The sequence below is a fragment of the Brumimicrobium mesophilum genome (assembly GCF_003025005.1).
GTDB classification, from domain to species: domain Bacteria; phylum Bacteroidota; class Bacteroidia; order Flavobacteriales_D; family Crocinitomicaceae; genus Brumimicrobium; species Brumimicrobium mesophilum.
The window spans coordinates 167,883-194,255 of the sequence record NZ_PVSS01000005.1 but is presented as its reverse complement, the minus strand read 5'-3'; the positions used below and the strand labels follow the sequence as shown (position 1 = coordinate 194,255).

Genomic DNA, 26,373 nt, shown 5'->3' with positions numbered 1-26,373 from the left:
AAACATTAATTATACTATATTTTAGGTGTAATTTCACTCTAATAAATAAATACGAAAATGAAATTAAAACAATTACTTATTGTGACCTTATCGGTCTTTTCAATTGCATACGCAAATGCACAATCACAAATCATTAAACTCGATAGTGAGAATGGATCGTTTAAAAACTTTCCTGTTCTTCCCGACAATGAAGTTTTTTCGATTGAAGGAGAAGTTGATATCTCAATTAAGCTTGTGGAAGTTACCATTAAAGAAGAAAATTCAGGAAATGACCCTGTGGTTTACAGCTGGAATCGATCATTGCATAATAACTCAGGGAATTTCGAAGTCTTGGTGACCCAACCTTTAGAAGCTGGTGAAACTTATGATTTTACAGTGACAACTTTTAAATCCTTAGACACAGAATCTAAAAAACGAATTATCGGAAATATATTAACGAGAAGTCAACATTTACTTAGAAGCGAAATCACAGTTGATGGGAAAGATATTGAAGTGGATAATGCTAAAGATTTAATTAAAGGGTTAAATGAAATTGTTCATCAAGGAATAGTTCTTCAAAGATCTAGAAACGGAATTGAATTTAAAGAACTGTCTGGACTAGTCGAAAACGAAATCAATAAACTGGATAATTTTAAGGTGAAGAAAATTCTACGTAAGAAAAAAGGAATTGAAAAAGATTCAATTTCTACAGCAATGTTGAATGAAAAAATCGATTATTTATTAGAGTTGATTTTAACAGAGGTAAAGCCATTTGTTTCTTCTGAATTAGTGGAACAATATAGAAGGTATGATATTTCGAGTGTGAAAACTAAAAAAGCTAGATTCACTCTTCCGATTAATGGAGGTCTATATGCTTGGAATCTTAACTCAAATATTAATAACGTAAATTTATCAAGCACAGGGTTAACTCCAGGGGTTGGAATAACAATTCCCTTTAAAAGATCATTTAATGTCAAAGGGAAATCGATAACTTCTTTAGGTATTTCTTTGGGTGTGTTGACCTCTAAAATTGAGGATGCTGATGGCGATCGTTATGGTGCGCCAACGATAAAGTTACCGGTTTATGCAGCTTTAGGAGTTAATGTTTTTAAGGTAATTAGAGTTAATGCAGGGACCTTAATGGTGAGTAATTTAAGTAATTCAACAAATAAATTAAAGTTTATACCAACGTTTGGTGTAGCATTAGAATTAGACGCATGGATTGGAGTAAGAAAATAGGAATAATATTTATAGCAACGTTGATTTTAGCTTCGTGCTCAAATAAAGGGAGCTACGGTTCTCTCTATTTTTCAGGGAGTGAAGCATTAAGTGATACAAGTTCGAATAAAGAATTGACAGTTGATGATTATTTGTCTTTGTCAAATGTTGATGATTATTTAGATGAGCATGATGACCGCTTTAAAGAAGAGAAACTAAATGATGATAATTTGGATACTCTGGACACTCTAGATACTCTAAATTCAATAGGTAAAAAGAACGAAATAGGATTTCCGAAAAGCAATTTAGATACTTTGTATTTGATTGAAAGAATTTCTGTGGATACTACAATTACACAGAGAATCGTGGTTAGTGAAAAACCTACTTTACCAAGGATTAAAACCACCCAAGAAAAAGAATATTTAGAGAGTTTAGATTCTTCTTCCGTAAAAATGGTGGATACGACTAAAATTTTAACGCAAGAAGAGCAGATTAACTTGTTGAATGAACGAAACGATAGTATAAATCGAGCGAATATTAAGGAAAATGATTTAGTTGAAACCAATTCTATTCTTATTTCTAAAAAAGCAGATACTACAAGGATTTTGACTCAAAATGAACAGATTCTTCAATTAAAAGCACAAAATGATAGCTTAAACAAGACCAATATCGTTGTAACAGACACGAATAAAAGAAGAGTTAAATCGAAAACTCCAATAATTATCAATACAAGTGAATCAAATTTAAAGGCCACTCCTCTTGATGCTAATCAAATCGACACAACGGAAGTTGTTATTGAGGAAGATAAACAAATTGGAATTTCATTAAGCGATAGTTTAGAAATGATTTCTGATTCAATATCAAGAGAGGATGTTAAGCAAAATAAAGCAAGCACTTCTCCAATTATTTTAGATGAGGCAGCTGTCGATTCAAATGCAAATATTTCTGAATCAGACACTTTGTTTTACGCTGTATTTTTCGATTCAACAATTGTCGAGTTAAATGAAAGCAACAAGGAAAGCTTAACTGAATTAGTAAAAGAAGCAAAGAAAAGCAATTACATTCTTCATTTGTCTAGCAGAGTTGATAAAAGCGATACAACTGAAACAGATTTAGCTCTAATCAACCAACGTTCTATCGTAGTGAAAAATTATTTGATTGCTCAAGGTTTGGACAAGCAGAAAATCATTTCATTAAATTCAAACAAGAATTTCTCAAGCACTAACATCGAATTGAACCAAGGAATTGTGCATTGCAGGTTGATTCTGAAAGATTAGATTCTAATCCTTACATTTTTAAAAGATCACAAAGTCCAATCTATTTTAGGTTGGATTTTTTTATTCCAATTAGTTCATTGTGAATTGCGTCTATCTTACTTTTTATCTACACCCTACAATTCGTAATTAACTATTTAAGTTTCCCAGCCACAAAACCAGTAGTCCAAGCCGCTTGAAAATTATATCCTCCGGTTATCGCATCAATATCTAAAATTTCTCCTGCGAAATATAATCCAGACATGTGTTTACTTTCTAGTGTTTTCATATTTACGCTATTCAAGCTCACGCCACCACAAGTCACAAATTCTTCTTTGAAAGTTGTTTTTCCTCTAACATCGTAAACATCATTTGCAAGAACTTCAATTAATTTATGGACTCCTTTTTTCCCAATCTCATCCCATTTTTGAACAAGTGGAAGTTCAGCTTTTTCAAGTAAGAAATGCCATAATCTAGAGGGTAAATTGTAAGGACGAATATTTTGTACTTGCTTTTGACCGTGTTCCGAGATTATTTTTTGAATTTCTTCTCTTACAATTTCTTGATTTTGCTCATTTGTCCAATTCACTTGAAGATTAAATTGATAGTTTTTATCAGCTAATAGTCTTGCGCCAAAAGATGAAAGAACCAAAACCGCTGGGCCACTCATTCCCCAATGCGTAATCAATAAAGGCCCATTTCCAACCAATTTCTCACCTTGAATTCGAGTTGTAGCATTTTCAACCGCTACGCCCATCAAAGTATTAACTTTTTCTTTCGGCATATTAAATGTGAACAAACTAGGAACCGGGTTCTTAATTTCATGACCTAAATCCTCTAGCCATTGCAAACCGCTTTTCTTAGGACTTCCACCAGCGGCCACAATCACTTTATTGAAAAATAAGCTGTTTTTTTCATCCAAAAAGACGTTGATTCCTTCTACTGTGGTTTCTAGTTTCTTTACAGAAGTTTCCGTTTTTATGGTAATTCCTAATTTATTCACTTCATCCATCAAACAATCAATAATAGATTGGGAGTTGTCCGAAACAGGAAATACGCGTCCATCTTCTTGGGCGTAAAGTTCCACACCACGTGAGGTAAACCATTCATGGGTATGTAAAGTGTTGAATGCTTGGAATAGTTTTTTAAGTTGCTTTCCACCACGCGGATAAGCTTTACTTAATTCAGAAATTGAAGTAGTTGCATTGGTAACATTACATCTTCCACCACCAGAGATTTTAACCTTCGCTAAAAGTTTCTTGGATTTCTCAAGAATAATTACTGTGCTGTCAGGATGATTCGTTTTTGCTTGAATGGCAGCAAAAAAACCTGCTGCACCACCTCCAATTATTCCAATTTTCATTTTCTACTTATTTGGTCGCAAAGTTAGTAATCGAAATTCAATCACAATTGTCAAATTTGTCTAATCTTTATTTCCCGAACTATTCATCATTTTGGATTTCTATTTCTTCATTTACCATTCGCCAACATTTTTCACTTTTAACTTTTCATTCTCCAACATTCTCCAACATTCTCCAAAATTTCCCATTTTAATTTCTTCACAAACTTTATTCGCTATGGTCGTAGATTTATAAAGTATTGCGTAACTTTGCTGAAAATAAATTTGAAACGATATGATTTTAGGAATGTTTGGTACTTGGCAAATTGTTCTAGTTGTAGTAGTTATTTTACTTCTTTTTGGAGGTAAAAAAATTCCTGAACTGATGAAAGGTTTAGGAAAAGGAATGAAAGATTTCAAGGAAGCTACCAAAGAGGACGAAGAGCCAGGTAGAGAAAATGAAAGCAACAAGAAATAGGATAAAATCCCTTATTCATGTATAAAACTTTTACAGATATAAAGTCTGCCCTTGAAAAAGGACGGACTGTTCAAGATATTCTTCAATGCTATTTGAATAATATCGAAGAACGAAAAGATTTAAATGCGTTTTTAGAAGTTTTTGAAACTTCAGCAAAAGAACAAGCTTTAGCTGTTGATGAAAAAATCAAAAATGGAACCGCAGGTCGATTAGCAGGAATGGTTATCGGAATTAAAGATAATTTATGCTACAAAGGACATAAGGTTTCCGCTGCATCCAAAATTTTAGAAGGATTTGAGTCAATTTATACGGCAACTGCTGTTGAAAGGTTATTGGCTGAAGACGCTGTAATCATTGGTCGACTTAATTGTGATGAATTCGCAATGGGAAGTTCTAATGAAAACTCGGCTTATGGAGTAGTTCGAAATGCATTAAACGAAGATTACGTTCCTGGAGGATCTTCTGGTGGTTCAGCATCAGCAGTGGCTGGAGACTTATGTACTGTCGCTTTAGGTAGTGATACAGGAGGTTCAATCCGCCAGCCTGCATCTTTTACTGGTACAATCGGACTTAAGCCAACTTATGGTAGAATTAGTCGCTACGGTTTAATTGCCTATGCCTCTTCATTTGATCAAATTGGACCAATTGGAAATGATGTTGCCGATATTGCATTGGTGACTGAAATTATGGCTGGAGAAGATGAGTATGACGGAACAGCTTCTTCAAAGGAAGTTCCTGCATTGGCTCCAAACCCACTGAAAAATAAGCTTAAGATTGCATACATCAAAGAGACGTTAGATAGTGATGGAATCGACACTGAAATAAAAGAAAGAATTGAACAGTTGATAAACTGTTTACGAGCAGACGGACACGAGTTAATTCCTGTTTCTTTTGCTTATGTAGAGCAAATGGTGCCAACATATTACGTTTTAACAACAGCAGAGGCTTCTTCTAATCTTTCTCGTTTTGATGGAGTTCACTTTGGTTACAGAAGTAACGAGGCAAAAGGGGTTGAAGAAACTTATGTAAAATCTCGTACTGAAGGTTTTGGCGATGAAGTAAAACGAAGAATTATGGCAGGAACGTTTGTACTGTCACAAGGTTATTTTGAAGCATATTATGCGAAAGCTCAAAAGGTTAGAAGATTAATTCAAGACCGTACAAATGAAATTTTGGAGCAAAATGATGTGATTTTACTTCCTACTACGCCTACAACAGCATTTGAATTAAATTCTGTGAAAGATCCAATTCAAATGTACTTGCAAGATATATATACTGTTCAAGCTAATTTGGCCGGAAATCCTGCTATATCTTTGCCAATTGGTAAGCACAGTAACGGAATGCCATTTGGATTACAGTTAATTGGTAAGCACTTCGGTGAAAAGGAATTATTAGATACTTCAGCTTACTTAATGGATTTTTGCTAAATGATAAGACACTTAAAGTATATAACAGTTCAAATTTCAATGCTATTTATTGGCTTTTCTGTTTATTCTCAAACGGATACTATTATAGCAAAAGATACTGCTGAAGTTGTAGAATATGAACAGTTTTTAAGAGTTGTAGAAAGTACTTTAGAAGGATATTATAGAGATTATTCATCTACAGATCGCCAAACAGATTCAATTATCAAATCTTTGGGTTACGATGAAGAAGATGTTCCGGAATTTCCAGATTCTGTTTATTGCCAGCGTCTTAATGAAATGAATGAGATGAGTCCATTTCAACTGGATTGTAATTCTGATGTTTTAAGCGTTTTAAAATTCTTTACCAAAAATAGAAGAGGGTTTACAAGTGTTGTTTTAGGTCGTTCGAAATTGTATTTTACAATGTTTGAAGAAAAACTAGCAATGCATAATCTTCCTATTGAGTTAAAATATTTATCAGTTATTGAAAGTGGTTTACGTCCACAAATAAAGTCAAGAGCAGGGGCGTTAGGTCTTTGGCAATTCATGTATCGTACAGGAAAATACTATGGCTTGGATCAAAATTCTTACATTGATGAAAGAATGGATCCAGAATTAGCCACTGAAGCAGCATGTTTGTATTTAAAAAAGTTGCATAGTTTGTATGGTGATTGGAATATGGCATTGGCAGCTTACAATGCTGGCCCAGGAAATGTCAATAAAGCTATCCGTCGTTCTGGAGGTAAAATGACCTATTGGGAAATTCGTCCTTTTTTACCAAGAGAAACACAAGGATATGTCCCTAATTTTATAGCCATGTCATATATGCTAACTTATCATGCGGAACATAACGTTGTTGCGAGGGAAGCCAAAGTTTTTGACTTCGAAACTGATACAGTTTGCTTAAATAAAGGGATGCATATGAATGTTATTGATTCATTAATTAAGTGGCCAGTTGAAGAGATTCAAGCGCTAAACCCTATTTATAAAACAACATACATTCCTAAAACTACACCACCACAATGTATTTCTATTCCAATTCAATATGTAGGGAAATGGGTGAGTATGGAGGACAGTATTTACACCTTGGACTCCTTAATTTATGAAAGCGTTCCAGAAGAAGAGAAGCTAAGTAATGAAATGACGGTTCATTCTGTAAGAAGAGGGCAATCCTTAGGAGTTATAGCTGATCAATATGGTGTTAAGGTTCGAGAAATTATGGATTGGAATAATTTGCGATCTACGCGTTTGGCAATTGGACAGAAATTAAAGATTTATGGTAAAGGTGCAGCACCGAAACCACAAGTTCAACAAGCGAGTAATTCTACTTCAACAAAAACACCACCTTCAGGTGCTCAAATGCATACAATAAAACAAGGTGAAAGCTTATGGGCAATTGCCAATCGTACTGGAATTTCTGTTGAACAATTAGAAAAATTAAATCCTGGACTAAATCATAGGGATTTAAAAGTGGGACAAAAAATCCGTGTGAAATAGGCGACAATTACTTTATTCGTGATGTTTTAGCACAGTTTTTGTAATTGATTTTATTCAAAAAAACATTTAGAATATGAAATATTGCTTTGCTTTTCTATCATTACTACTCGTTTGCTCTTCATGTTTAGATGAAAATCAGCCTAAAAATGAAACTTCTACTCAAGCTGAAATTGCTCAGGATTCTACCCAAAAAGGAGGTAGGAAAATTATTAATGCAGGTTCTGTTTCTCAATATACTGGTAAGCCAGGAAGATTGATTGTTGTTGCTGAGCCAACAGAATATATTGACGAAATTGCTTTTCTCTTTGACTCAATATTTGCAGCGCCAATTCGACCATTTTATCCAAAAACTCCATATTTTGAAGTCTATCAACGTTCTCCACAAGATTTTAAACGTTTGTCAACGCGCTTAAGAAATGTTGTTGAACTAAAAATTGATGAGAAGATTGAAAAAGGAGCTCCAACAATGCATGTGTATGAAAACTATTATGCTAAAACGCAAATTTACACCAAGCTTCAAGCGCATGACATAAGTGATTTGTATGATTTGTTATTAAAAGAAGTTGATTACCTTTTTCAAGTTTATGATCGACAAGAATGGAAAAGAGAATATTACAGACATCCTTCAAAAAAGAATGCAACCACACGAAATAAATTGAAATCTAAATTTGGAATAGATTTAACATTGCCATCTAAATTTAGCTACGAATCAATTGATGACGAATATGCTATTATTATGTTTCCTGATAGAACACGTCAAATGGAAATGGAAACTTCTGGTGCTTACAGTACTTCAAGAGCAAATTTTATTCAAAGTGGAGTTATGGTTTGGCAATATCCGTACACGGATGAAAGGCAGTTAAATCCTTACAATTTAATGATGATGCGTGATACTATATTGAAATATTACACGAGTCATGAAATGGAGGGAGTTTATATGGGGACTCAAAATCATCCTGCAGTTCTTCCAAAATTCGAAAAATTAAAAATCGGTGATATAACTGGGTATCAATTTAGAGGATTGTTTAAATTCACCGGGAAATCTGAGCCTTCAGGAGGTCGTTTTTGGAGTTATCACTTTAAGCATCCAACAAGAGAGACAATTGTCGCTATTAGCGGTTATTTAGATGCTCCACCTACAATGTCAGCGAGCTTTGATTTTAATCGAATTCGTGCGGTTATTTATTCTGTGAAGGCGGTGGATTAGGATTGTTTGAAACGCTTATTTGAAAATCCTTCGAACCAATTCAACTGCTGTGGCGTAAATGAGAATTCAGTCTTGTTGAGCAATTAGACCATCAAAAGTTTAGAAGTATTTCTTAATAGCTAACCTTAGTACTTGTTTTTCTTTAAGTTTTTGATAGTTAAGTTTTTAGGTTGGTTTTTTGATAACTGATTCGTTGATATTTAGAATCTTAGTAAGTTCTTTCTGAGTTGTTTTCTGATCTGTTAAAATATAGTTTAGTACTTCTTTTTGTCTTGTGGTTAAATTTATCAGTTGTTCCCCTGGTTTAATGTTTGTCATCTGACCATCTATTTGACCATCTTCTTCTGAAACAGCTTTCGGGAAAGTTAGACTAAAAAAAATCTAGTAAAATATCAATTCTAGCTTTGATTCCGGTGACCTAAAAATATTATTATAGGTCACCACATAGGACACGAGATTTATGTATTCCCTTATGTTTGTTTGTGTTTGTGGTGGTTTGAGAATGTGTATTATGTTCTCTTTTTGATTTTATTTGGTGGTATATAACAAAAAAAGACCTCCATTTGGAGGTCTTTTTGTTGTCCCACTAGGGCTCGAACCTAGACTCTTCTGTACCAAAAACAGACGTGTTGCCAGTTACACCATGGGACAATATCGAACGATATCTAAAAAAGTGTTTTTCGTTCTGCGAGTGCAAATTTATAAACTTTTTGTTTAACAGCAAGGAGTTTTGATGAAAAAAAATTAAAAAAATTTTTTTGAATTGAATATCAATTAGATATGTGCGGTAATTTTTGATCATTTGTAATTAATTTCAGCTCTATGTTAGCTTTTGACTTACTTTGTTTTTAATGTTATGCTGTGTTAACTGATTGGTTGAGTAAATTTTATTGTGAAATTTTAGTTATTAAATCTTTTTGACTTCCATTTAATTGTAATTTTTAGATTTATATTTTCGCGGACAAGTTGAAATTATTAACTTCGTGCGATTCAAATTATCACTATGAACTATAAAAAGTTAGACATTTCTATCGGATGGTTGTCGTTTTTAATTGCGACAATCGTGTTTTTCCTTACTATTGAAGATACAGCATCTTTATGGGATTGTGGGGAGTATATTACAGCAGCCTATAAATTGGAGGTTGGTCACCCACCAGGTGCTCCATTCTTTATGCTCGTAGGTCGTTTATTCTCATTGTTTGCAGGAGGAGATGTTACCGATGTTGCTTTATGGATCAATAGAATGTCAGCGTTGAGTAGTTCCTTAACTATTCTTTTCTTGTTTTGGTCTATTACGAAACTGGGTAAGAAAATTGCCGAAAACGACGGTGCTATAATGACCAATGGTCAGAAAATTGCCATTTTAGGTTCTGGGTTCGTTGGGGCAATGGCTTATACTTTTACTGAATCTTTTTGGTTCTCAGCTGTTGAGGGAGAGGTTTATGCAATGTCTTCACTGTTCACAGCAGTAATATTCTGGGCGGTATTGAAATGGGACGAAGAAATGACCATGATTAAACGCGGTGAATTAAGCCCTGAAGTTCGTCCATTAAGATGGATGATTTTGATTATGTTCTTATTTGGATTAGCAATTGGGGTTCACCTTTTAGGATTACTTGTTTTGCCTGCGATAGCTTACGTTATCTCGCATCAAATGCAAACAAAACACAATGTTAAAACATTCTTTATTACTGGAATAATTGGAGTAATGGTTCTTGGGTTTGTTCAAGCAGGAATCATCCCTGGAACAATCGCTTTGGCAGCCAAAATGGAGATTTTCTTCGTTAATTCAATGGGACTTCCTTTCGGATTTGGTGCTGCATTCTTCTTTATTTTATTAATTGGAATCTTAGTGGGTGGTCTTTATTTCACAAGAAAAAAAGGGTACAAAATTGGAAATTCAGTAATTCTAGGGTTGATAATGTTGTTTATTGGCTATGGTTCTTTCGCAACTATCGTGATTCGTTCGAATGCAAACCCGCCTTTGGATGAAAATAATCCAGAGAATTTAGTAACTCTTCATGCTTTCTTGAAACGTGAACAATATGGTTCTTGGCCAATTCTTTATGGTCAGTATTTTAATTCTAAGCAAGCAACAGGTGATAAATTTGAAGATCGTTCCCCTAGCTATGACCGCAGATGGGTTGTGTCTTCAAGATCAGGTGCTGATATTATTTCTTTCAAAGACAAAGAACTGGCTGAAAACTACATCAAGAATAGTGGACAGAATTATGAAATGAATGAAAAATATTTCATTATTAATACTGGTCAAATTAAAAACGTTGTGCCTGTTTACACTCAAAACACAATTTTCCCAAGGATGTATGATGGTGGTAACGCTCAAAAAGTCAATGGATACAAGAGTTGGTCGGGCTATGATGCTTCAAGAAAAGTCCCTCATGGTCAAATAGGTAGTGATGGGCGTCCAATTCCTACTTTTGGAGATAACATTTCTTACTTTGTTAACTATCAGGTTGATTGGATGTATTGGAGATATTTCATGTGGAATTTCTCAGGTCGCCAAAATGATATTCAAGGTCACGGTGATGAATTCCGTGGAAATTGGATTTCAGGTTTCAGCATGGTGGATGATGTAAGGCTAGGTGCTCAAGGTGAGAATGCTCCTTATTATACAAAAGATAATCCTAGTCATACAAAGTTCTACTACATTCCACTTATTTTAGGTTTGATTGGAATGTTCTTCCATTTCCTAAAAGCTCCAAAGGACGCAATTGTAGTGGGTGTTTTATTTGTGTTGACAGGTTTAGCAATTGTAGTTTACTTAAATCAAAGAACATTTGAGCCACGTGAGCGTGATTATGCTTACGCCGCCTCCTTCTATGTTTTTGCAATATGGATAGGGCTCGGAGTCTATGGATTATACGAAGCCTTCAGGTCTTTCATGAAAGAAGATTATAAGAAATTAGGAGTCGCGTTTAGTGGATTGTTGGTTCTTGGTTTAATAATAGATATGGGGGCAAACCGAGGAATGCCTACTACTGTTTCTATTTTGATTATTGGAGCAATTGGCGGTGGATCTATGTTGGCTATGACGGCCCTTCGAAAGGTTAAAGCGCCTAAAGTAGGGGCTGCTGGAATAGCAATTCTGTTAGGATTGTCAGCTCCAATATTATTAGGTGTTCAAGGTTGGGAAGGACATGATAGAGGAGATAGATCTCCAGCTCGTTCTTTGGCTTACAACTATTTAATTGGATTGTCACCAAATGCAATTGTTTATACGAATGGTGATAATGATACCTTCCCATTATGGTATTTGCAAGAAGTTGAAGGAATTCGTACAGATGTGCGTGTTGCCAATTTATCTTTAATGCAAACAGATTGGTATTCTAACCAAATGAAAATGCGTGCTTATGAGTCTGATCCTTTACCAATTGAATTTAGAGAAGATCAAATTCTAATGGGTGCAGGAAATACAGATTACGTTCTGTTTGTTGATTTCGAAAGATATAGGTCAGGTATTTCTACGGAAAAAGCAAATGAAATTATTACGAAGAAAATTGAAGGAAATCCTGAACTTTTCAAAGCTGCAATCACTCAGATTAGAAGAGGATTGTCAGGATCTACACAAGGAATGACTCCTAATAATGCTAAAGCAGCTGATATACTTCAAAAAGTAAAAGAAGAGTTAGATACGCCAATTGAAAATCCTGGTTTTGAGGATTATGAAAAAGTGAATTTGATCATCCGTAAAATCTTTAGTGATGTTGGGAATAATCAAATTTCAGCTGATGAAAATTTACTTAAACAATTAGAACAAGCGGCGATCACTTGGACACAATCTTGGGATTATTTACCGCTTGATTATGCAATGGAATTTGTAAGAGACGATAAAAACATGATGGATCAACCAGGTAGGAAGTTGCGTTATTTCCCGGCTTCTGGTTTTGTATTACCAGTTAATATTGAAAATGCAGTAAATGCGGAAATCATTAGTGCTGAGTATGCCGATCAAGCAGAGTCTGAAATTCGTTTCAACTTTAGAAGGGGAGGAATGTTTAGATCTGATGTGAGAGGACTGAGCCGTGAAGAGGTAATGATGCTGGATATCTTGGCTAACTTCGATTGGAAAAGAGGAATTTACTTCTCTAGTCCAGCAGGTTCAGATGTTTCAAAAGCACTTTATGGACAAGGATGGGTTCAGAATTTTGGTCAGGTTCATGGTTTAACTCCGTTAAAAGGTGAGGTTGCCAAAGATTTTGCAAGAGAACTTATGTATGATAACATTATTAACAAGTACGATTATGCAAATCTTTCGGGTGAAGGTGTACTGGTTGATTATTACACACGTCGCCATACTTCACAGTATAGAAATAGCTTTTATGATTTATCGTCTAAATATTTAGATGAGTACAATAAGGCTAAACGTGCACCATCAAATGATTCAGGATTGAAAACTCCAGAATATTACGCTGATAAAATAGATGAAGTAATTACTTTCTCACTAGAAAAATTACCGCTTCATAAAGTTTACGATTTTGGTGAGCCAAGAGCTACTGGACGTCAACTTTCAAATGGAGATGAAGTTTCTACAGATGGTATTATGCCAGAGTTTATTCAGATTTTATATCAAGTTGATAAAACTGAAACTGCTGAAAAATTAGCGATTGAATATATGTTACAATTGGAAACAATGATGAATTATTTCCAAAATAGTGATGCTTTAATAGCTTATCAAAACAAGCAAGAATTTATTGCTTTCTCTATGAACTTCTTACGTGTTTATGCTCAAGTTTATGTCGGTTCTCCAAACAGTGAGGCAACAACTTTGGGTAATGCTTTAGATCAAAAAATGACAAGAGATGTTGTTGGTGGAATAGTGGAAGACCTAAGAAATAGAGAAATCAAAGAAGTTATTCGTGGTGGAAATACACGTGTAAGAACAATGGAGAAAGAAGCATTGGAATTTGCAAAACTGTATAATGCTTTGCTAACTGAAAACGGTTTCCAAGGTGAAAACGCAGAAGGTCAATAAAAGATTACATAAAATACCCAAAATTGTGGCGTGGATTTTTCCACGCCGCATTTGGTTTGGGACTAAGGGGAATGTGTGTTTGACATTCGATGATGGTCCACATCCTGAAATAACGCCTTGGTTGTTGGATGAATTGAAGTCAAATAACATCAAAGCAACATTTTTTTGGCTCGGCAATAATATGCAGAAATATCCTGAGCTTTTGAAAAGAGCAATTAAAGAAGGTCATATTGTGGGTCATCATGGGAATAATCATAAATCAGGGAAAGAACTCACATTAAATGAGTTTAAAATGAATTTTGAACGATCAAATGGATTGGTTAATTCAAAAATTTATAGGCCTCCTTATGGTGATTTGAGTCAAAAGCAAGCTAAATATGCTTTGCAAAACGGAGAGGTGGTCATGTGGAGTTGGATGAGTTATGATTTTGATTCAGCTATTTCAACAACTGAAATACTTCAAAAAGCAGAAAAACAGATTAAGGATCGTGATATTTTGGTATTTCATGAAAATGAAAAATCAATTCACAGATTAAAAGAAATTATACCTGCCATTATTCAAATTATTCACGAGAAAGGGTTTAATTTTGCACTGGTAGAAAAGAAACGATAGAATTATGAGCGAAGAGAAAAAAACATCATTAGAGTCAATTGGAGAATTTGGGTTGATTGAAGCCCTAACGAAGAACTTTAAAAATAAAAATGCATCTACAATTTATGGAGTAGGAGATGATGCCGCAGTGATTGACAAAGATGGTGATAATGTTATGCTCGTTTCTACGGATGCGCTTATCGAAGGTATTCACTTTAATTTGATGTACACACCGCTTATGCATTTAGGATATAAAGCTGTCGTAGTTAATCTTTCTGATATTTATGCAATGAACGGAACGGCTGAGCAGATCACTGTGACAATCGCTGCATCAAGTCGTTTTCCTAAAGAAGCTTTAGAAGAGTTATATAAAGGAATCGAAAAGGCATGTGACTTTTATGGAGTTGATTTAATAGGTGGAGATACAACTTCTTCGGTTTCTGGATTAATGATTTCAGTTACAGCAATTGGAACTGCCAAGAAAGAAGATGTTGTTTATAGAAATGGAGGGAAAGAAAATGAATTAATCGTTGTTACAGGAGATTTGGGAGCTGCTTACATGGGACTTCAGATTTTGGAACGTGAAAAGTCAGTTTATAAAGCGAATCCAGATATTCAACCAGATTTAGATGGCTATGATTATATTTTAGAAAGACAATTGAAACCAGAAGCAAGAAAAGACATCATTAAATTCTTAAAAGAACTGGATGTAATCCCAACTTCAATGATTGATATTTCTGATGGATTAGCTTCTGAATTATTTCATTTATGTAACCAATCTGATCTCGGTGTGGTTATTTATGATGAAAAATTACCTATCGACACTTCTGTTTCAACAACTGCAATTGATTTTGATATTTCACCAACAACTTGTGTGTTGAACGGAGGAGAAGATTACGAATTGCTATTCTCAATCAAACAAGAGGATTTCGACAAAATCAAAGGAAACCCACACATGACAGTTATTGGTCATTATACGGCCAAAGATTCAGGATTATATTTGGTTGACAAACAAGGGGCGGCAATTCAATTGAAAGCGCAAGGCTGGAATCATTTTGGTTAACACATTTATTTATGATAAAAGAAGGAGTTGGATCAAGTGTCTAAACTCCTTTTATTGGTCTCCGTTAGCGTTAGAACTAGGAGAATTGGTTCATAGTGGTTCAGTTTAGATGCAATGGTTTAAATACGATTGTTGCTACCCTCTAATTATATTAATCTTCATTTTTGTCTACTAAGATGGTAACAGTTCTTCTGTTTTTTTTGGGCATCGTTCTGAAAATAATGTCCCATATAGGTGTTGAAACCCCAAAAGCTCTGTCGTGTTGTTGATAATGATGAATATTGTGATGAAGCCACCACCAGCTCAAGAATTTATTTTTCGGTGGTGAATAGCTATGAATTGTCCAATGAATGGTCATGTAGACGAGGTATCCAATGAGGAAGCCTGCGCCGAAAACCAATGCCTCAGCATGGAAAATCAAGTAAAATAATCCTAAAAACAGTGCGGCAATGAATAAGCTTGGTACTACGGGAAGTATCATTCTATCGTTGTCTGTTGGATAGCGATGATGTATTCCATGAAATAAATATTGAATGCCTTTATCGTAAGAAGAGTCTTTAATTTTATGATACAAAAAGCGATGCATTAAGTATTCTGCCAATGTCCATGAGAAAAAACCTATCGTAAACCATTTCAAAATTGCTAGTAAACTTGGGTTTAATTTATAGTAGTAAGTCGAAATCAGTGCAACAGCTACCAAAATGTACATCGAATTGATAACGTAGATGTTCGATTTGGTTAAAATTTCAACCATTCTATTATTAAATAATTTAGGGGACTTTTCATTCGGGTAAACTTTGAATTTCATGACGAATAAATTTTTAGTGTTATAAAATTGTTCGTGATCAGATTAATTAATAAACAAAACTCCACGCCTTGCTTATTAATGTTGCGATTAATATAGGATAAAATGCTTATCTATATCCGTATTTTAACCGTTTTTAACCTTTTGGGTTTGAGTGTGAATTATTAAATTTTTGGTCGTTTGTAGTTAGTAGAATAAAGCCTTAAGGCTTTTGAGCTTTTTTAAATTTGTGTTTGAATTACCATATATGTATTAACGATTTCCATTTCTTAATTCTTCAAGCTTATAACCAGCAAACCAGCCATGCTTTATTGAACATGTTATTGCTGATAACTTCTTATTCTAAAAGGTAAATCTTGGTGCCGTTTTTCCTTTCTTCGTGAAAACTTTTGAAAATGATAAACGTAGGGATCTTTTGTGGTGGATATTCATCTGAGTTTGAAATATCCATAAAAAGCGCAAGTACAATTTTGGATAACCTTCCGAAAGATGAATATAACGCATTTTTGGTGCGGGTAACTGAAGAAGGCTGGTTTGCGGATTATCACGATGAATCAGCAGAAGTTTCTCCTGTTGATTTTACTTTCACTTTAATAAACGGAGAGCAGATAAAAATTGATTTGGCGCACGTTTATATTCATGGAGATCCAGGAGAAAATGGTAAGCTTCAGGCTTATTTCGAAATGAAAAATATGCCTTTCATTAACAGTAGCGCACTTTCTTCTGAACTTTCATTTGATAAATGGTTTTGCAATCAGTTTTTAAAAGGGTTTGACATTAAAGTTGCTGCTTCCAAATTGTTATTGAAAAATACTACATACTCTACAAAAGATATTGGCGAACGTTTAGGTTTTCCTTTATTCGTAAAGCCAGCAGATTCCGGTTCAAGTTATGGAATTTCTAAAGTTTACGAATTGGAAGATTTACAAAAAGCAATTGATGAAGCTTTTGCCGAAGGAAATACTGTTGTTTGTGAAGCTTTTCTGAAAGGAACTGAAGTTACTTGTGGGGTTTACCGCAATGATACTGGCGTTATTCCTTTGCCTTGTACGGAGATTGTTTCAGAGTCAGATTTCTTTGATTATGATGCAAAATACTTAGGGAAATCTCAAGAAATTACTCCAGCAAGAATTAGTGATGAGTTAACAAAAAAAGTTCAGGATTTAACTGTTGAAATATACCAATTGTTGCAAATGCGTTCATTGGCGAGAGTAGATTTTATGATTGTAGAAGATCAGCCATATGTGATTGAAGTAAACACAACACCAGGGTTTTCTTCCGAATCTTTGGTTCCAAAAATGCTAAAATGCGCTGATATTACGATAGGTGATTTCTGGAAAGATATTTATGCTTTCGAAAGAAAACAGTTTGGGATGTAGTAGTTTTTTTATTTGTAATGGTAGGGACGTTTTGCAAAACGTCGCTACACCCAATTAAAAAACTCCCCTACAAAAAACCCAACTCCAACTTCGCTTCTTCACTCATCATGGTTTGATCCCATGTTGGTTCAAAAACAATATTAACCTTAGCTGATTTCACACCTTCAACTGATGCAATTTTATCTTCAACTTCTTTAGGTAATGATTCTGCAACTGGGCAATTTGGAGAAGTTAATGTCATTTCAACTTCAACAGATTGGTCGCTATTGATTTTCACCTCATAAATTAGGCCTAATTCATATACGTCCACAGGTATCTCTGGATCATAAATAGTCTTAATTACATCAATTATTGAATTCTCTAAAGCAACGTTTCCCATCTCAATTATTTTTCACAAAGATATTACATGTTTTACATATTCTCGGTAAAACGGTGTGGTTTTTTAGAAAGATTATAAATAAGAAAAGACTTACAACTTTCTTAGTGATTAAAATGGGTTTGATAAATTGAGTTTATTGATGGGAATTAGTTTGGTCTTTAAGTATTCCAACTGAGTTGTTAAAATCGAATTTTGGTTTTGAAAGAATGGGTTAATGAGTGAGCAACAGAGTGGATGTTTACTCCGCAAGATGTTATGCCTACATAAAACTTTGCTTAATTTTCATTCTATATTAATTCTTCTGTTAAGTTTTTTCTTCTCTATTCGGCAAGAGATAAAGCTCTGCGTCATTTATTAAAAGGTAACATTTCCAAAAACCAATAAAATAAACATCCTTTTAGTTGTTGAAATACCATTAATTGGGTATTTTTGCAAAAGAAATAGGGTTATTTAGATTTAATATAAATAACTTTTTAAGGAAATTTGAAATATGATAAAAGTAACAGAATCTGCTAAAAAACAAGCTATTAGGTTGATGGAGGATTCGGGAGAACCGAATAGCTTCATTCGTGTTGGTGTGCAAGGTGGAGGTTGCTCTGGATTAATGTATGAACTTAATTTTGATACTGTAGAGCATGAAGATGACAAGTCTTTTGAGGACAATGGTGTGAAAATCGTAGTGAATAAAAAGAGCTTTTTATACCTCGTAGGAACAACATTGGATTTTTCAGGTGGTTTGAATGGTAAAGGTTTTATTTTCGTTAATCCTAACGCAGACAGGACATGTGGTTGTGGAGAAAGTTTCTCTATATAACAATTAAAAATTTCAGTAATGAGTAATACTTATACAGAAGAAGATTTAGCAAAGAATTTACAAGAGCAAGAATATAAATATGGATTTACTTCTGATTTTAAATCAGATACTATTCCAGTAGGATTGAATGAAGACGTTATTCGTTTGATTTCATCGAAAAAAGAGGAGCCGCTTTGGTTGCTTGAAAAAAGATTGCAGGCTTATCGTGCTTGGACAACAATGGTTGAACCAGATTGGGCGCATGTTAATTATCCAAAGCCAGATTTCCAAGCGATTTCTTATTATTCTGCTCCAGGGCAAACCAAGAAATACGAAAGTTGGGATGATGTTGATCCTGAAATGAAAGAAACCATGAAAAAATTGGGGATTTCAATGGAAGAGCAACAGCGTTTGACTGGAACAGCAGTTGATTTCGTTGTCGATTCTGTTTCTGTTGCCACTTCATTTAAGAAGAAATTGGGTGAATTAGGAATTATTTTCTGTTCATTCTCTGAGGCTGTTGAGAATCATCCAGAATTGGTGAAGAAATATATGGGGACAGTTGTTCCACATACAGATAACTTTTACGCAGCTTTGAATAGTGCTGTGTTTACAGACGGTTCATTCTGTTACATTCCAAAAGGAGTGCGTTGTCCAATGGAACTTTCTACATATTTTAGAATTAATGAAGGTGGAACTGGTCAATTCGAGCGTACGTTAGTTGTTGCTGATGAAGGCTCTTATGTTTCTTACTTGGAAGGTTGTACTGCGCCAATGCGTGATGAAAATCAATTGCACGCAGCAGTTGTTGAGTTGGTTTCATTAGATAATGCAGAAATTAAATATTCAACAGTTCAAAACTGGTACCCTGGAGATAAGAATGGAGTTGGAGGAGTTTTTAACTTCGTAACTAAGCGTGGTTTGTGTGAGAAGAATGCAAAGATTTCTTGGACACAAGTTGAAACTGGTTCCGCGGTAACTTGGAAATACCCATCTTGTATATTAAAAGGAGATAACTCAATTGGAGAATTTTATTCAGTTGCTGTTACAAACCATTTCCAACAAGCAGATACAGGGTCAAAAATGATTCATTTAGGGAAAAACACAAGCAGTACAATTATTTCGAAAGGAATTTCTGCTGGTCAATCTCAAAATGCATACAGAGGTTTGGTTCAGATTCACGCGAGTGCAGATAATGCAAGAAATCGTTCTGAATGTGATTCACTGTTATTGTCTGATCGTTCAGGAGCGCACACATTCCCATATATAGAATGTAAAAATAGTACCGCTAAAATAGAACACGAAGCAACAACTTCTAAAATTGGTGAAGACCAAATATTTTACTGTCAACAGAGGGGTATCGATTCTGAAAAAGCAATCGGGCTAATCGTGAATGGATACTGTAAAGAAGTATTGAATCACATGCCAATGGAATTTGCTGTTGAAGCACAAAAACTATTGGAAATTTCATTAGAAAATTCAGTAGGATAATACAATTTATAAAAGTTTAATAAAGAAAATTACAGTATATGTTAACAATAAAAAATCTTCACGCTTCAGTTGAAGAAGGACAAGAAATTTTAAAAGGATTAAATCTTGAAGTTAAGGCAGGAGAAGTTCATGCGATTATGGGACCAAACGGTTCTGGAAAGTCAACTTTAGCATCTGTTTTGGCTGGTAAAGATGGTTATGAAGTAACTGAAGGTTCTGTAGATTTTGATGGAGTTGATTTATTAGATCTTGAAGCAGAAGATAGAGCTAAAGAAGGAATGTTCTTGGCTTTTCAATATCCTGTAGAAATTCCAGGTGTTTCGAATGTAAACTTCTTGCGTACTGCAATGAATGAGATTCGTGAATACCGAAATGAGGATAAAATGTCTGCAAAAGATTTCTTAGCGAAGGTGAAAGAAGCTTCTAATTTGGTTGAATTAGACAACAAATTAGCAAGTAGAGCAGTAAATGTAGGCTTCTCAGGAGGGGAAAAGAAAAGAAATGAAATTTTCCAAATGGCGATGCTTGAACCAAAATTAGCGATTCTTGATGAAACGGATTCTGGTTTGGATATCGATGCATTGCGTATCGTTTCTGAAGGAGTAAATAAATTACGTTCTAAAGATAATGCAGTGATTTTAATTACGCATTACCAACGTTTATTAGAATACATCAAGCCTGATTTCGTTCATGTTTTAAGTGCCGGAAAAATCATAAAAACTGGAGGTAAAGAATTGGCCTTAGAGTTAGAGGAAAAAGGTTACGATTGGATTAATGAAGAAATTGCACAGTAAATATGGAATTAGTTTTGGATAATAAAGTACTCGAGTTTGTCTCGGATTTTAAGAAACCGGAAACGATTTCTAAAGTCAGAAAACAAGCTTTGGATGCTTTAAATGGGATGGATTTCCCAACGACAAGAGTAGAGGATTGGAAATATACACGTGTTGGAAAATACGTAAAGAAAAAATATAAGCAAGTTCAAGCTACAGCCAATGTAGAAGATTATACTATTGCTGATTTGAATGCACATCAATTGGTGTTCGTAAATGGATATTATGATGAAAGCTTGTCAACTATTAAGGAGGACGACGCTATTTCAGTGCATAAAATTGAAGAATTGGATGAAGAATATTATTCTGATATCGTAGATGGTACTTCAGAGAATGTGTTTTCATTGATCAACAAAGCATATCAAACGGGAGGTGTTTTTATTCAAGTGAAAAAGAACAAAAAAGCAAATTTCCCAATTCATTTTTTGCATGTTTTAGAAGGTGAGGAAGTGATTGCAAACGCACGTCATTTTGTTCACATGGAAACAGGTTCGAAAGCTGAAGTTGTTGCAACTTATCATTCAAATAACTCAGAAAATAGTTTTACGAATGTTGTTTTGGAAGGGCATGTTGAGTCTAATGCAAGTTTGACAATTAATAAATTACAGTCTGAAGCAAAGAATGTATTTCATATTTCAAATGAATTATTCGTTCAGGATGAGTCCAGTAATTTTTTAATCAACACAATTACAACAGGTGCTTTGATGACAAGAAATGGATTGGAAGTAATTGTTGAGGGTGAGAATTGCCATACAGAAATGAATGGAGCTTACCTTGGAACAGAGAAACAACACATGGATAACCATACGCTTATCGATCAATTGTATTCTAATTGTACTTCTAGTGAGTCGTATAAAGGAGTGATGGATGGTAAATCTGTTGGTGTTTTCAACGGGAAAGTTATTGTTCGCCAAGATGCTCAAAAAATCGCAGCTTATCAATCGAATAAAAACATCTTGCTTTCAAAAACGGCGAGTGTTAATTCTAAGCCAGAATTAGAAATTTATGCCGATGACGTTCGTTGTTCGCATGGTTCTACAATTGGAGAATTAGATGAAGATGCAATTTTCTATTTGCGCGCAAGAGGAATCTCTGCAGCAAGTGCAAAACAATTGTTAGTTGCAGGATTTATTGGAGATGTTTTAGATAAAGTTGAAAACGAAGCATTGCGAACAAATATTGATGAATTGTTCTTGAATGATTTTGGTTGGAAATTTTAAAGATTTAATGTTTTTTTGAAATTGAAAATTGGTTAAATCAGCTTTAAATCTCTATATTTGAGTAAACAGATTTATTAACAAAATAAAACAAAAGACAATGGCATTTGAATTACCAAATTTACCTTATGCTTACGATGCATTAGAACCGCATATAGATAAGAAAACAATGGAAATCCATCATGGTAAACACCATCAAGGATATACAGATAAGTTAAACGCTGCGATCGAAGGAACAGATTTAGAAGGTAAATCTATCGAAGAGATTTTAAAGCAAGGAAAAGATAAAGCGGCAGTTAGAAATAACGGAGGTGGATATTATAATCACGATTTATTTTGGAAAGTAATGTCACCAAATGGTGGTGGAAATCCAACGGGAGATATCAAGGAAGCTATTGATTCTGCTTTTGGATCATTTGATTCATTTAAAGATGAATTTTCAAAGGCTGCTGCAACACAATTCGGTTCAGGTTGGGCATGGCTTTGCGTGACTAACGGAAAATTAGAGGTTTGTTCTACACCTAATCAAGATAACCCTGTAATGGGAGAAGGTTGTGGAGGAACACCTGTTTTAGGAATTGATGTGTGGGAACATGCATATTACTTGAACTACCAAAACAGAAGACCAGATTATATCAATGCCTTCTTTAATGTAATTAACTGGGATGAAGTAAACGCTAGATTCAACGCAGCGAAATAGTTTAGGTTAATGGTTGTTTTGTTTTTTTGTCCGTAGGTATGCCCTATTAGGGCAAGCCTACAGTCAAAAAACCATAACAAAATTAAACCCCCAATGGATTTTTCCATTGGGGGTTTTTTTTACATCAAAATTTCGCTTGTGTAATTTTCCCAAACACTGGTATGGGCGATTTGTAAATCACCCCCAATCCGTTGCGAAGGGGTTATAAATCGCAATTACTGAAACAACTGTGTCACATTCGATGCGAAGAGTTTTACAGCAATAGCTAAAAGAATAATCCCAAATACCTTCTTTAATATCGCTACACCCCCTGGACCTAGTATACGTTCTATCCTTCTTGTTAATTTCAAGGTAGCGAATACTATAAGCATATTGATAAGTATTGCAATTAATATATTAATCATTTCATATTCTGCACGTAGTGAAATTAATGTAGTCATAGATCCAGCACCGGCAATTATAGGGAAAGCCAAAGGTACAATACCCACACTTTTCCCTTTTATTGGTGTTTCCTTAAACAATTCAATTCCCATTATCATTTCTAAAGCCATAGCAAATAGTACGAAAGCACCGGCAACTGCAAAGGATTCTACATTTACCCCAAAGAGCATCAGTATGCTCTCACCGGTAATCAGAAATGCAATCATTATCACCAAAGAAACTAAGGTAATGCGATTGGCATGAATATCTCCAGAAGTTTCCTTAATTTTTATAATGATAGGAATGGACCCGACTATGTCAATAACCGCGAACAAAACCATCGTTGCTTTAAAAATTTCGTTTAAATTTATAGAACTAAAAAACTCGTTCATAATCAACTGTTTTAATGTGTAATTTCTTAAAAAGTCTGCAAAGATAGTGGCTTTTTATGGCATACAATAGGAATTGTATTTAATTATGAAATTATTTAGAAACCCTAACTTAATCGTTAGTAGAAGAAGGAATTGTAAAGGTTTTGAGGTAATCCTAAATTATCGCAGGTTTCTATAAAAAAAACAACTTAAAAAGTTAGAAACATCATCAGGTTTAATTGATCTCTATTGTATGCGTTTAAAAACTGATTCATGTAAGCTACTTCAAATTTTAAATTACTGTCCAGTTTGTACCCTAGTCCTCCATATAGCCTGTTCCTATCGAAGAGAATTTCTTTAGTATTAATGAAAATTTCATTGTATGCAGTTAAATAAATCGTATTATCAATAAGTGTTTTATTACTCAATGCAATATTTGTGGACAAGAAATACCTAAAACGCAATTTGAACTCTTCTTCCAAAATTCGTTGCTCAAAGCGATATCTATGTTGAAATGATACCCTGCCAAAATTCTGACGTGTTATAAATTGCTGAAATATTCTATGTTCATTAAGGTTCTCTTTTATTTCTGAATCATTAATGTAGTTTTCACTTTTAATAAACCCATAACCTAAAAGTAAATTGTTGTTGCTTTCACTTAAGTTGTAACCTAAACCTGTTCTTATTAGAAGTTGCTCTAAATCACCAATTGCATTATAATTTCTGAATTGAACCTCGTGATGCCAGTTGAAATTATTATTAAGCAACTTGTTTCCAAAGTAATTATACCAGTTTCCGAAGTTGCTTTTTTGACCGATAGATAAAATGGGTAGAAGTAGAAGTAACAGCAATAATTGTTTAGCCATAGAGATTAATTGTTTAAATAATCAAAAGAAAACCATAAGTTCTCGTAATTAAGAATGGTTTTCATTTTTTAAATGATGAATTTAAGGATTGTTCGTTTCGGAACTTTGGATTTAAATATTATTTAACAAGGTTTCATCATTGAACTTCTGTTTCTCCCTTCTTTTTCAGGTTGATGAGTTATCTAGATTCGTAAAAATCCAGTCTATTCTGCAACTCTTTGATTTCCGCTTTTAATTGAATTTCTTTCTGTAATAAATTGAAAACTATGTCAATTCCTTCTATGTTTACGTTGAGTTCATGATAAAGGCGAATCATTTTCTCTAAATCGTCAATTCTTTCTTCATGAATAAATTCATCTTCTTCGATTTGTTCAATTTCAATTAATCCAATATTATCTAGTTCTTTAATGAATGAAATCTCCACTTTATATTGAACACAAAGCGTTTTAATCAAAATATATTTTTGCTTTTCCATGTTACCTTAATTTTTGAAGTTCTTTAAATAATTCCTTTTCTTTAGGAGAAAGATTTGAGGGAATGCTAATTTGATAAGTGATTATTAAATCTCCAAAATGTCCTTCTTTTTTATACATTGGAAATCCTTTTCCTTTTAATTTTACTTTGGTTTCGTTCGCTGTTTCAGGTTTGATTTTTAGTTTCATTTTCCCATCAAAGGTTTCAACAGTTATTTCACCACCTAAAAGAGCGGTGTACAAATCAAGATTTACTGTGGAATACAAGTTTTCCTTGTCTCTTTTAAATGAAGTGTTGTTGATCACCACAAATTTTATAAGTAAGTCACCGTTCGGACCACCGTTAACTCCAGGTTCGCCTTTTCCTTTGATTTTGATTACTTGACCATTTTCTATTCCTGCCGGAATAGTAAGTCTTATTTTTTTACCATTTAGTGAAACAACTTTTTTATGTGTTTCATAAATTTCACGGATATCTATTTCTAAGTCTGCATGCAAATTTTTTCCTTTGTATTGCGTACTGTATTGTCTTGATGACCCACTTGCTCCTCCAAACATTGCTTCGAAAAAGTCAGAAAACTCACTTTCAGAAAATCCTTGTTGGCCTTGATGTTGTCGTTGACAAGCTTGTTGTCTTGCTTTCTCAAATTCTTCTCCATGCATCCAATCCTTTCCGTATTTGTCGTATTTCTTACGATTTTCGGGGTGACTCAGCACTTCGTTGGCTTCGTTAATCTCTTTAAATTTTTTTTCGGCCTCTTTGTCGTCCGGATTTAAGTCTGGATGATATTTTCGGGCTAATTTCCTGAAAGCTTTCTTAATTTCCTTTTCTGTAGCCTTTTTATCTACGCCTAAAATTTTATAGTAATCTACAAAGTTCATTTTGATAATTTTAGTAATAATTCAAATCGAAAACATCAGAGAATTATTCAACGTATTTCCGGTCCTGATTTTAAATCTAAGTTAGGTGTTTAAATGTAACTTTCAAAGTTGAAATAGTTTTTAATTCTCTTAAGTTTCTTGTTTTTCGAATGAATACAAATACTGAGATTTTATATGAGTCAAGAAATAGTGGGTTTGAGCAAAGCCTAGTGTTAATAGGTGTTAAGACGCTTTTTTTTTTAATCTTTTTAACATCTAAAAATAGGGGTGACTTTGATTTCTTTGTAATTTGGTTCCAACAAACAATTATTAATTAAAATTTAGAAATCATGGGATCAACAGAAGACAAAATTAAAGGAAATTGGAATGAGTTAAAAGGTAAATTTAAACAAAAGTATGCCGACCTAACTGATGATGATTTAAAATATGAGGAGGGTAAAGAAGATGAGTTGATTGGTAAAATTCAACAGAAAACTGGTGAAGCCAAAGAGACGATTAAAGGTTACATAGATAATATGTAATTTCTTTCTTTAACCATAGAATTAAGGCGAACGGAATGTTCGTCTTTTTTTTTGCATAAATGGCAATAAAACAAAAAACCCAAAATATTGAATTCAATATTTTGGGTTTTCTTGGTGGTGATGGAGGGAATCGAACCCCCGACACAAGGATTTTCAGTCCTTTGCTCTACCAACTGAGCTACATCACCATTGTTTTTTCAAACAGCATATTTGGTTAG

At 34.1% G+C, this 26,373-nt stretch carries 24 protein-coding genes and 2 tRNA genes; 16 read left to right on the top strand and 10 right to left on the bottom strand.

Annotated features, from left to right (window positions below; translation table 11 throughout):
- The first annotated feature begins 57 nt into the window (after window positions 1-57).
- Both C6368_RS06870 and C6368_RS06865 read left to right on the top strand, forming a co-directional pair.
- A complete protein-coding gene (locus C6368_RS06870; protein ID WP_107038450.1) occupies window positions 58-1,218 on the top strand; it encodes a hypothetical protein in 1,161 nt (386 codons plus the stop codon).
- A complete protein-coding gene (locus tag C6368_RS06865; RefSeq protein WP_107038449.1) occupies window positions 1,197-2,474 on the top strand; it encodes an OmpA family protein in 1,278 nt (425 codons plus the stop codon). The genes C6368_RS06870 and C6368_RS06865 overlap by 22 nt, the downstream gene beginning before the upstream one ends.
- A gap of 130 nt (window positions 2,475-2,604) precedes the next feature.
- Here the strand turns inward: C6368_RS06865 and C6368_RS06860 are convergent, their stop codons facing one another.
- On the bottom strand, window positions 2,605-3,813 hold the full coding sequence (locus C6368_RS06860) for a BaiN/RdsA family NAD(P)/FAD-dependent oxidoreductase (protein ID WP_107038448.1): 1,209 nt from the start codon (window positions 3,811-3,813) through the stop codon (window positions 2,605-2,607).
- A gap of 271 nt (window positions 3,814-4,084) precedes the next feature.
- Between C6368_RS06860 and tatA the strand changes: the two genes are divergently transcribed.
- The 4 genes from tatA to C6368_RS06840 all read left to right on the top strand — a co-directional run bounded on the left by tatA (window position 4,085) and on the right by C6368_RS06840 (window position 8,377).
- Window positions 4,085-4,267, top strand: a complete 183-nt coding sequence (tatA, locus tag C6368_RS06855; protein WP_107038447.1) for a twin-arginine translocase TatA/TatE family subunit — start codon at window positions 4,085-4,087, stop codon at window positions 4,265-4,267.
- Window positions 4,268-4,284: 17 nt separating this feature from the next.
- Window positions 4,285-5,694 (top strand): Asp-tRNA(Asn)/Glu-tRNA(Gln) amidotransferase subunit GatA, encoded by a 1,410-nt coding sequence (gene gatA / locus C6368_RS06850; RefSeq protein ID WP_107038446.1) that lies wholly within the window; start codon window positions 4,285-4,287, stop codon window positions 5,692-5,694.
- Window positions 5,695-7,170, top strand: a complete 1,476-nt coding sequence (locus tag C6368_RS06845; RefSeq protein ID WP_107038445.1) for a lytic transglycosylase domain-containing protein — start codon at window positions 5,695-5,697, stop codon at window positions 7,168-7,170.
- Window positions 7,171-7,243: 73 nt separating this feature from the next.
- Complete coding sequence (locus C6368_RS06840) at window positions 7,244-8,377, top strand: DUF4837 family protein (protein WP_107038444.1); 1,134 nt, start codon at window positions 7,244-7,246, stop codon at window positions 8,375-8,377.
- A 165-nt stretch (window positions 8,378-8,542) separates the two neighbouring features.
- Here C6368_RS06840 and C6368_RS17270 read toward each other — a convergent pair whose 3' ends face one another.
- Together C6368_RS17270 and C6368_RS06835 are read right to left on the bottom strand one after the other, a co-directional pair.
- Window positions 8,543-8,695 (bottom strand): hypothetical protein, encoded by a 153-nt coding sequence (locus tag C6368_RS17270; protein ID WP_159038481.1) that lies wholly within the window; start codon window positions 8,693-8,695, stop codon window positions 8,543-8,545.
- A gap of 260 nt (window positions 8,696-8,955) precedes the next feature.
- Window positions 8,956-9,028 (bottom strand) — tRNA-Gln (locus C6368_RS06835).
- 352 nt (window positions 9,029-9,380) lie between these two features.
- Here C6368_RS06835 and C6368_RS06830 point away from each other — a divergent pair.
- Genes C6368_RS06830 through thiL form a run of 3 tightly spaced genes read left to right on the top strand, consistent with a single transcriptional unit; the run spans window position 9,381 to window position 15,025 of the window.
- Entirely contained in the window at window positions 9,381-13,370 is a 3,990-nt protein-coding gene (locus C6368_RS06830) for a glycosyltransferase family 117 protein (protein WP_107038443.1), read from the top strand.
- Between the two features lie 25 nt (window positions 13,371-13,395).
- Window positions 13,396-13,983: a polysaccharide deacetylase family protein gene (locus C6368_RS06825; protein ID WP_159038480.1), complete on the top strand. Its 588-nt coding sequence runs from the start codon at window positions 13,396-13,398 to the stop codon at window positions 13,981-13,983.
- A 4-nt stretch (window positions 13,984-13,987) separates the two neighbouring features.
- A complete protein-coding gene (gene thiL / locus C6368_RS06820) occupies window positions 13,988-15,025 on the top strand; it encodes a thiamine-phosphate kinase (protein ID WP_107038441.1) in 1,038 nt (345 codons plus the stop codon).
- Window positions 15,026-15,176: 151 nt separating this feature from the next.
- Here the strand turns inward: thiL and C6368_RS06815 are convergent, their stop codons facing one another.
- Window positions 15,177-15,833 carry a sterol desaturase family protein gene (locus tag C6368_RS06815; protein ID WP_107038440.1) on the bottom strand — a complete coding sequence of 219 codons (657 nt, stop codon included), beginning with the start codon at window positions 15,831-15,833 and terminating at the stop codon, window positions 15,177-15,179.
- Window positions 15,834-16,225: 392 nt separating this feature from the next.
- Between C6368_RS06815 and C6368_RS06810 the strand changes: the two genes are divergently transcribed.
- A complete protein-coding gene (locus C6368_RS06810; protein WP_107038439.1) occupies window positions 16,226-17,209 on the top strand; it encodes a D-alanine--D-alanine ligase in 984 nt (327 codons plus the stop codon).
- A gap of 67 nt (window positions 17,210-17,276) precedes the next feature.
- On the opposite strand, the gene C6368_RS06805 is transcribed toward C6368_RS06810, so the two are convergent.
- Window positions 17,277-17,588 carry an SUF system Fe-S cluster assembly protein gene (locus tag C6368_RS06805; protein ID WP_107038438.1) on the bottom strand — a complete coding sequence of 104 codons (312 nt, stop codon included), beginning with the start codon at window positions 17,586-17,588 and terminating at the stop codon, window positions 17,277-17,279.
- Between the two features lie 490 nt (window positions 17,589-18,078).
- Between C6368_RS06805 and C6368_RS06800 the strand changes: the two genes are divergently transcribed.
- The 5 genes from C6368_RS06800 (at window position 18,079) to C6368_RS06780 (ending at window position 22,622) form a co-directional block, all read left to right on the top strand.
- Entirely contained in the window at window positions 18,079-18,402 is a 324-nt protein-coding gene (locus tag C6368_RS06800) for a HesB/IscA family protein (RefSeq protein ID WP_107038437.1), read from the top strand.
- Window positions 18,403-18,420: 18 nt separating this feature from the next.
- The gene (gene sufB / locus C6368_RS06795; RefSeq protein ID WP_107038436.1) at window positions 18,421-19,872 is read left to right on the top strand and encodes a Fe-S cluster assembly protein SufB; all 1,452 of its coding nucleotides are present in this window, start codon (window positions 18,421-18,423) and stop codon (window positions 19,870-19,872) included.
- 38 nt (window positions 19,873-19,910) lie between these two features.
- A complete protein-coding gene (gene sufC, locus C6368_RS06790) occupies window positions 19,911-20,666 on the top strand; it encodes a Fe-S cluster assembly ATPase SufC (protein ID WP_107038435.1) in 756 nt (251 codons plus the stop codon).
- Window positions 20,667-20,668: 2 nt separating this feature from the next.
- Window positions 20,669-21,925, top strand: a complete 1,257-nt coding sequence (gene sufD / locus C6368_RS06785; RefSeq protein ID WP_107038434.1) for a Fe-S cluster assembly protein SufD — start codon at window positions 20,669-20,671, stop codon at window positions 21,923-21,925.
- Window positions 21,926-22,022: 97 nt separating this feature from the next.
- Window positions 22,023-22,622 (top strand): superoxide dismutase, encoded by a 600-nt coding sequence (locus tag C6368_RS06780; RefSeq protein WP_107038433.1) that lies wholly within the window; start codon window positions 22,023-22,025, stop codon window positions 22,620-22,622.
- A gap of 215 nt (window positions 22,623-22,837) precedes the next feature.
- Here the strand turns inward: C6368_RS06780 and C6368_RS06775 are convergent, their stop codons facing one another.
- The 4 genes from C6368_RS06775 to C6368_RS06760 all read right to left on the bottom strand — a co-directional run bounded on the left by C6368_RS06775 (window position 22,838) and on the right by C6368_RS06760 (window position 25,634).
- Window positions 22,838-23,434: a MarC family protein gene (locus C6368_RS06775; RefSeq protein ID WP_107038432.1), complete on the bottom strand. Its 597-nt coding sequence runs from the start codon at window positions 23,432-23,434 to the stop codon at window positions 22,838-22,840.
- A gap of 188 nt (window positions 23,435-23,622) precedes the next feature.
- Entirely contained in the window at window positions 23,623-24,279 is a 657-nt protein-coding gene (locus tag C6368_RS06770; RefSeq protein ID WP_107038431.1) for a DUF2490 domain-containing protein, read from the bottom strand.
- A 178-nt stretch (window positions 24,280-24,457) separates the two neighbouring features.
- On the bottom strand, window positions 24,458-24,754 hold the full coding sequence (locus C6368_RS06765; RefSeq protein ID WP_107038430.1) for a chaperone modulator CbpM: 297 nt from the start codon (window positions 24,752-24,754) through the stop codon (window positions 24,458-24,460).
- 1 nt (window position 24,755) lies between these two features.
- On the bottom strand, window positions 24,756-25,634 hold the full coding sequence (locus C6368_RS06760) for a DnaJ C-terminal domain-containing protein (protein ID WP_107038429.1): 879 nt from the start codon (window positions 25,632-25,634) through the stop codon (window positions 24,756-24,758).
- A 329-nt stretch (window positions 25,635-25,963) separates the two neighbouring features.
- Between C6368_RS06760 and C6368_RS06755 the strand changes: the two genes are divergently transcribed.
- Complete coding sequence (locus C6368_RS06755) at window positions 25,964-26,155, top strand: CsbD family protein (protein WP_107038428.1); 192 nt, start codon at window positions 25,964-25,966, stop codon at window positions 26,153-26,155.
- A 112-nt stretch (window positions 26,156-26,267) separates the two neighbouring features.
- Here C6368_RS06755 and C6368_RS06750 read toward each other — a convergent pair.
- Window positions 26,268-26,343: transfer RNA gene (locus tag C6368_RS06750), tRNA-Phe, on the bottom strand.
- Window positions 26,344-26,373: the final 30 nt, after the last annotated feature.

Coding starts and splice junctions, on each gene's coding strand:
- C6368_RS06815 (WP_107038440.1), bottom strand. CDS start 15,833: ATGAAATTCAAAGTTTACCCGAATGAAAAGTCCCCTAAATTATTTAAT.
- C6368_RS06755 (WP_107038428.1), top strand. CDS start 25,964: ATGGGATCAACAGAAGACAAAATTAAAGGAAATTGGAATGAGTTAAAA.
- C6368_RS17270 (WP_159038481.1), bottom strand. CDS start 8,695: ATGACAAACATTAAACCAGGGGAACAACTGATAAATTTAACCACAAGA.
- C6368_RS06805 (WP_107038438.1), bottom strand. CDS start 17,588: ATGGGAAACGTTGCTTTAGAGAATTCAATAATTGATGTAATTAAGACT.
- sufC (WP_107038435.1), top strand. CDS start 19,911: ATGTTAACAATAAAAAATCTTCACGCTTCAGTTGAAGAAGGACAAGAA.
- C6368_RS06770 (WP_107038431.1), bottom strand. CDS start 24,279: ATGGCTAAACAATTATTGCTGTTACTTCTACTTCTACCCATTTTATCT.
- C6368_RS06865 (WP_107038449.1), top strand. CDS start 1,197: ATGGATTGGAGTAAGAAAATAGGAATAATATTTATAGCAACGTTGATT.
- C6368_RS06870 (WP_107038450.1), top strand. CDS start 58: ATGAAATTAAAACAATTACTTATTGTGACCTTATCGGTCTTTTCAATT.
- C6368_RS06830 (WP_107038443.1), top strand. CDS start 9,381: ATGAACTATAAAAAGTTAGACATTTCTATCGGATGGTTGTCGTTTTTA.
- C6368_RS06765 (WP_107038430.1), bottom strand. CDS start 24,754: ATGGAAAAGCAAAAATATATTTTGATTAAAACGCTTTGTGTTCAATAT.
- C6368_RS06800 (WP_107038437.1), top strand. CDS start 18,079: ATGATAAAAGTAACAGAATCTGCTAAAAAACAAGCTATTAGGTTGATG.
- C6368_RS06775 (WP_107038432.1), bottom strand. CDS start 23,434: ATGAACGAGTTTTTTAGTTCTATAAATTTAAACGAAATTTTTAAAGCA.
- C6368_RS06860 (WP_107038448.1), bottom strand. CDS start 3,813: ATGAAAATTGGAATAATTGGAGGTGGTGCAGCAGGTTTTTTTGCTGCC.
- sufB (WP_107038436.1), top strand. CDS start 18,421: ATGAGTAATACTTATACAGAAGAAGATTTAGCAAAGAATTTACAAGAG.
- C6368_RS06780 (WP_107038433.1), top strand. CDS start 22,023: ATGGCATTTGAATTACCAAATTTACCTTATGCTTACGATGCATTAGAA.
- C6368_RS06810 (WP_107038439.1), top strand. CDS start 16,226: ATGATAAACGTAGGGATCTTTTGTGGTGGATATTCATCTGAGTTTGAA.
- C6368_RS06845 (WP_107038445.1), top strand. CDS start 5,695: ATGATAAGACACTTAAAGTATATAACAGTTCAAATTTCAATGCTATTT.
- sufD (WP_107038434.1), top strand. CDS start 20,669: ATGGAATTAGTTTTGGATAATAAAGTACTCGAGTTTGTCTCGGATTTT.
- C6368_RS06840 (WP_107038444.1), top strand. CDS start 7,244: ATGAAATATTGCTTTGCTTTTCTATCATTACTACTCGTTTGCTCTTCA.
- thiL (WP_107038441.1), top strand. CDS start 13,988: ATGAGCGAAGAGAAAAAAACATCATTAGAGTCAATTGGAGAATTTGGG.
- tatA (WP_107038447.1), top strand. CDS start 4,085: ATGATTTTAGGAATGTTTGGTACTTGGCAAATTGTTCTAGTTGTAGTA.
- gatA (WP_107038446.1), top strand. CDS start 4,285: ATGTATAAAACTTTTACAGATATAAAGTCTGCCCTTGAAAAAGGACGG.
- C6368_RS06760 (WP_107038429.1), bottom strand. CDS start 25,634: ATGAACTTTGTAGATTACTATAAAATTTTAGGCGTAGATAAAAAGGCT.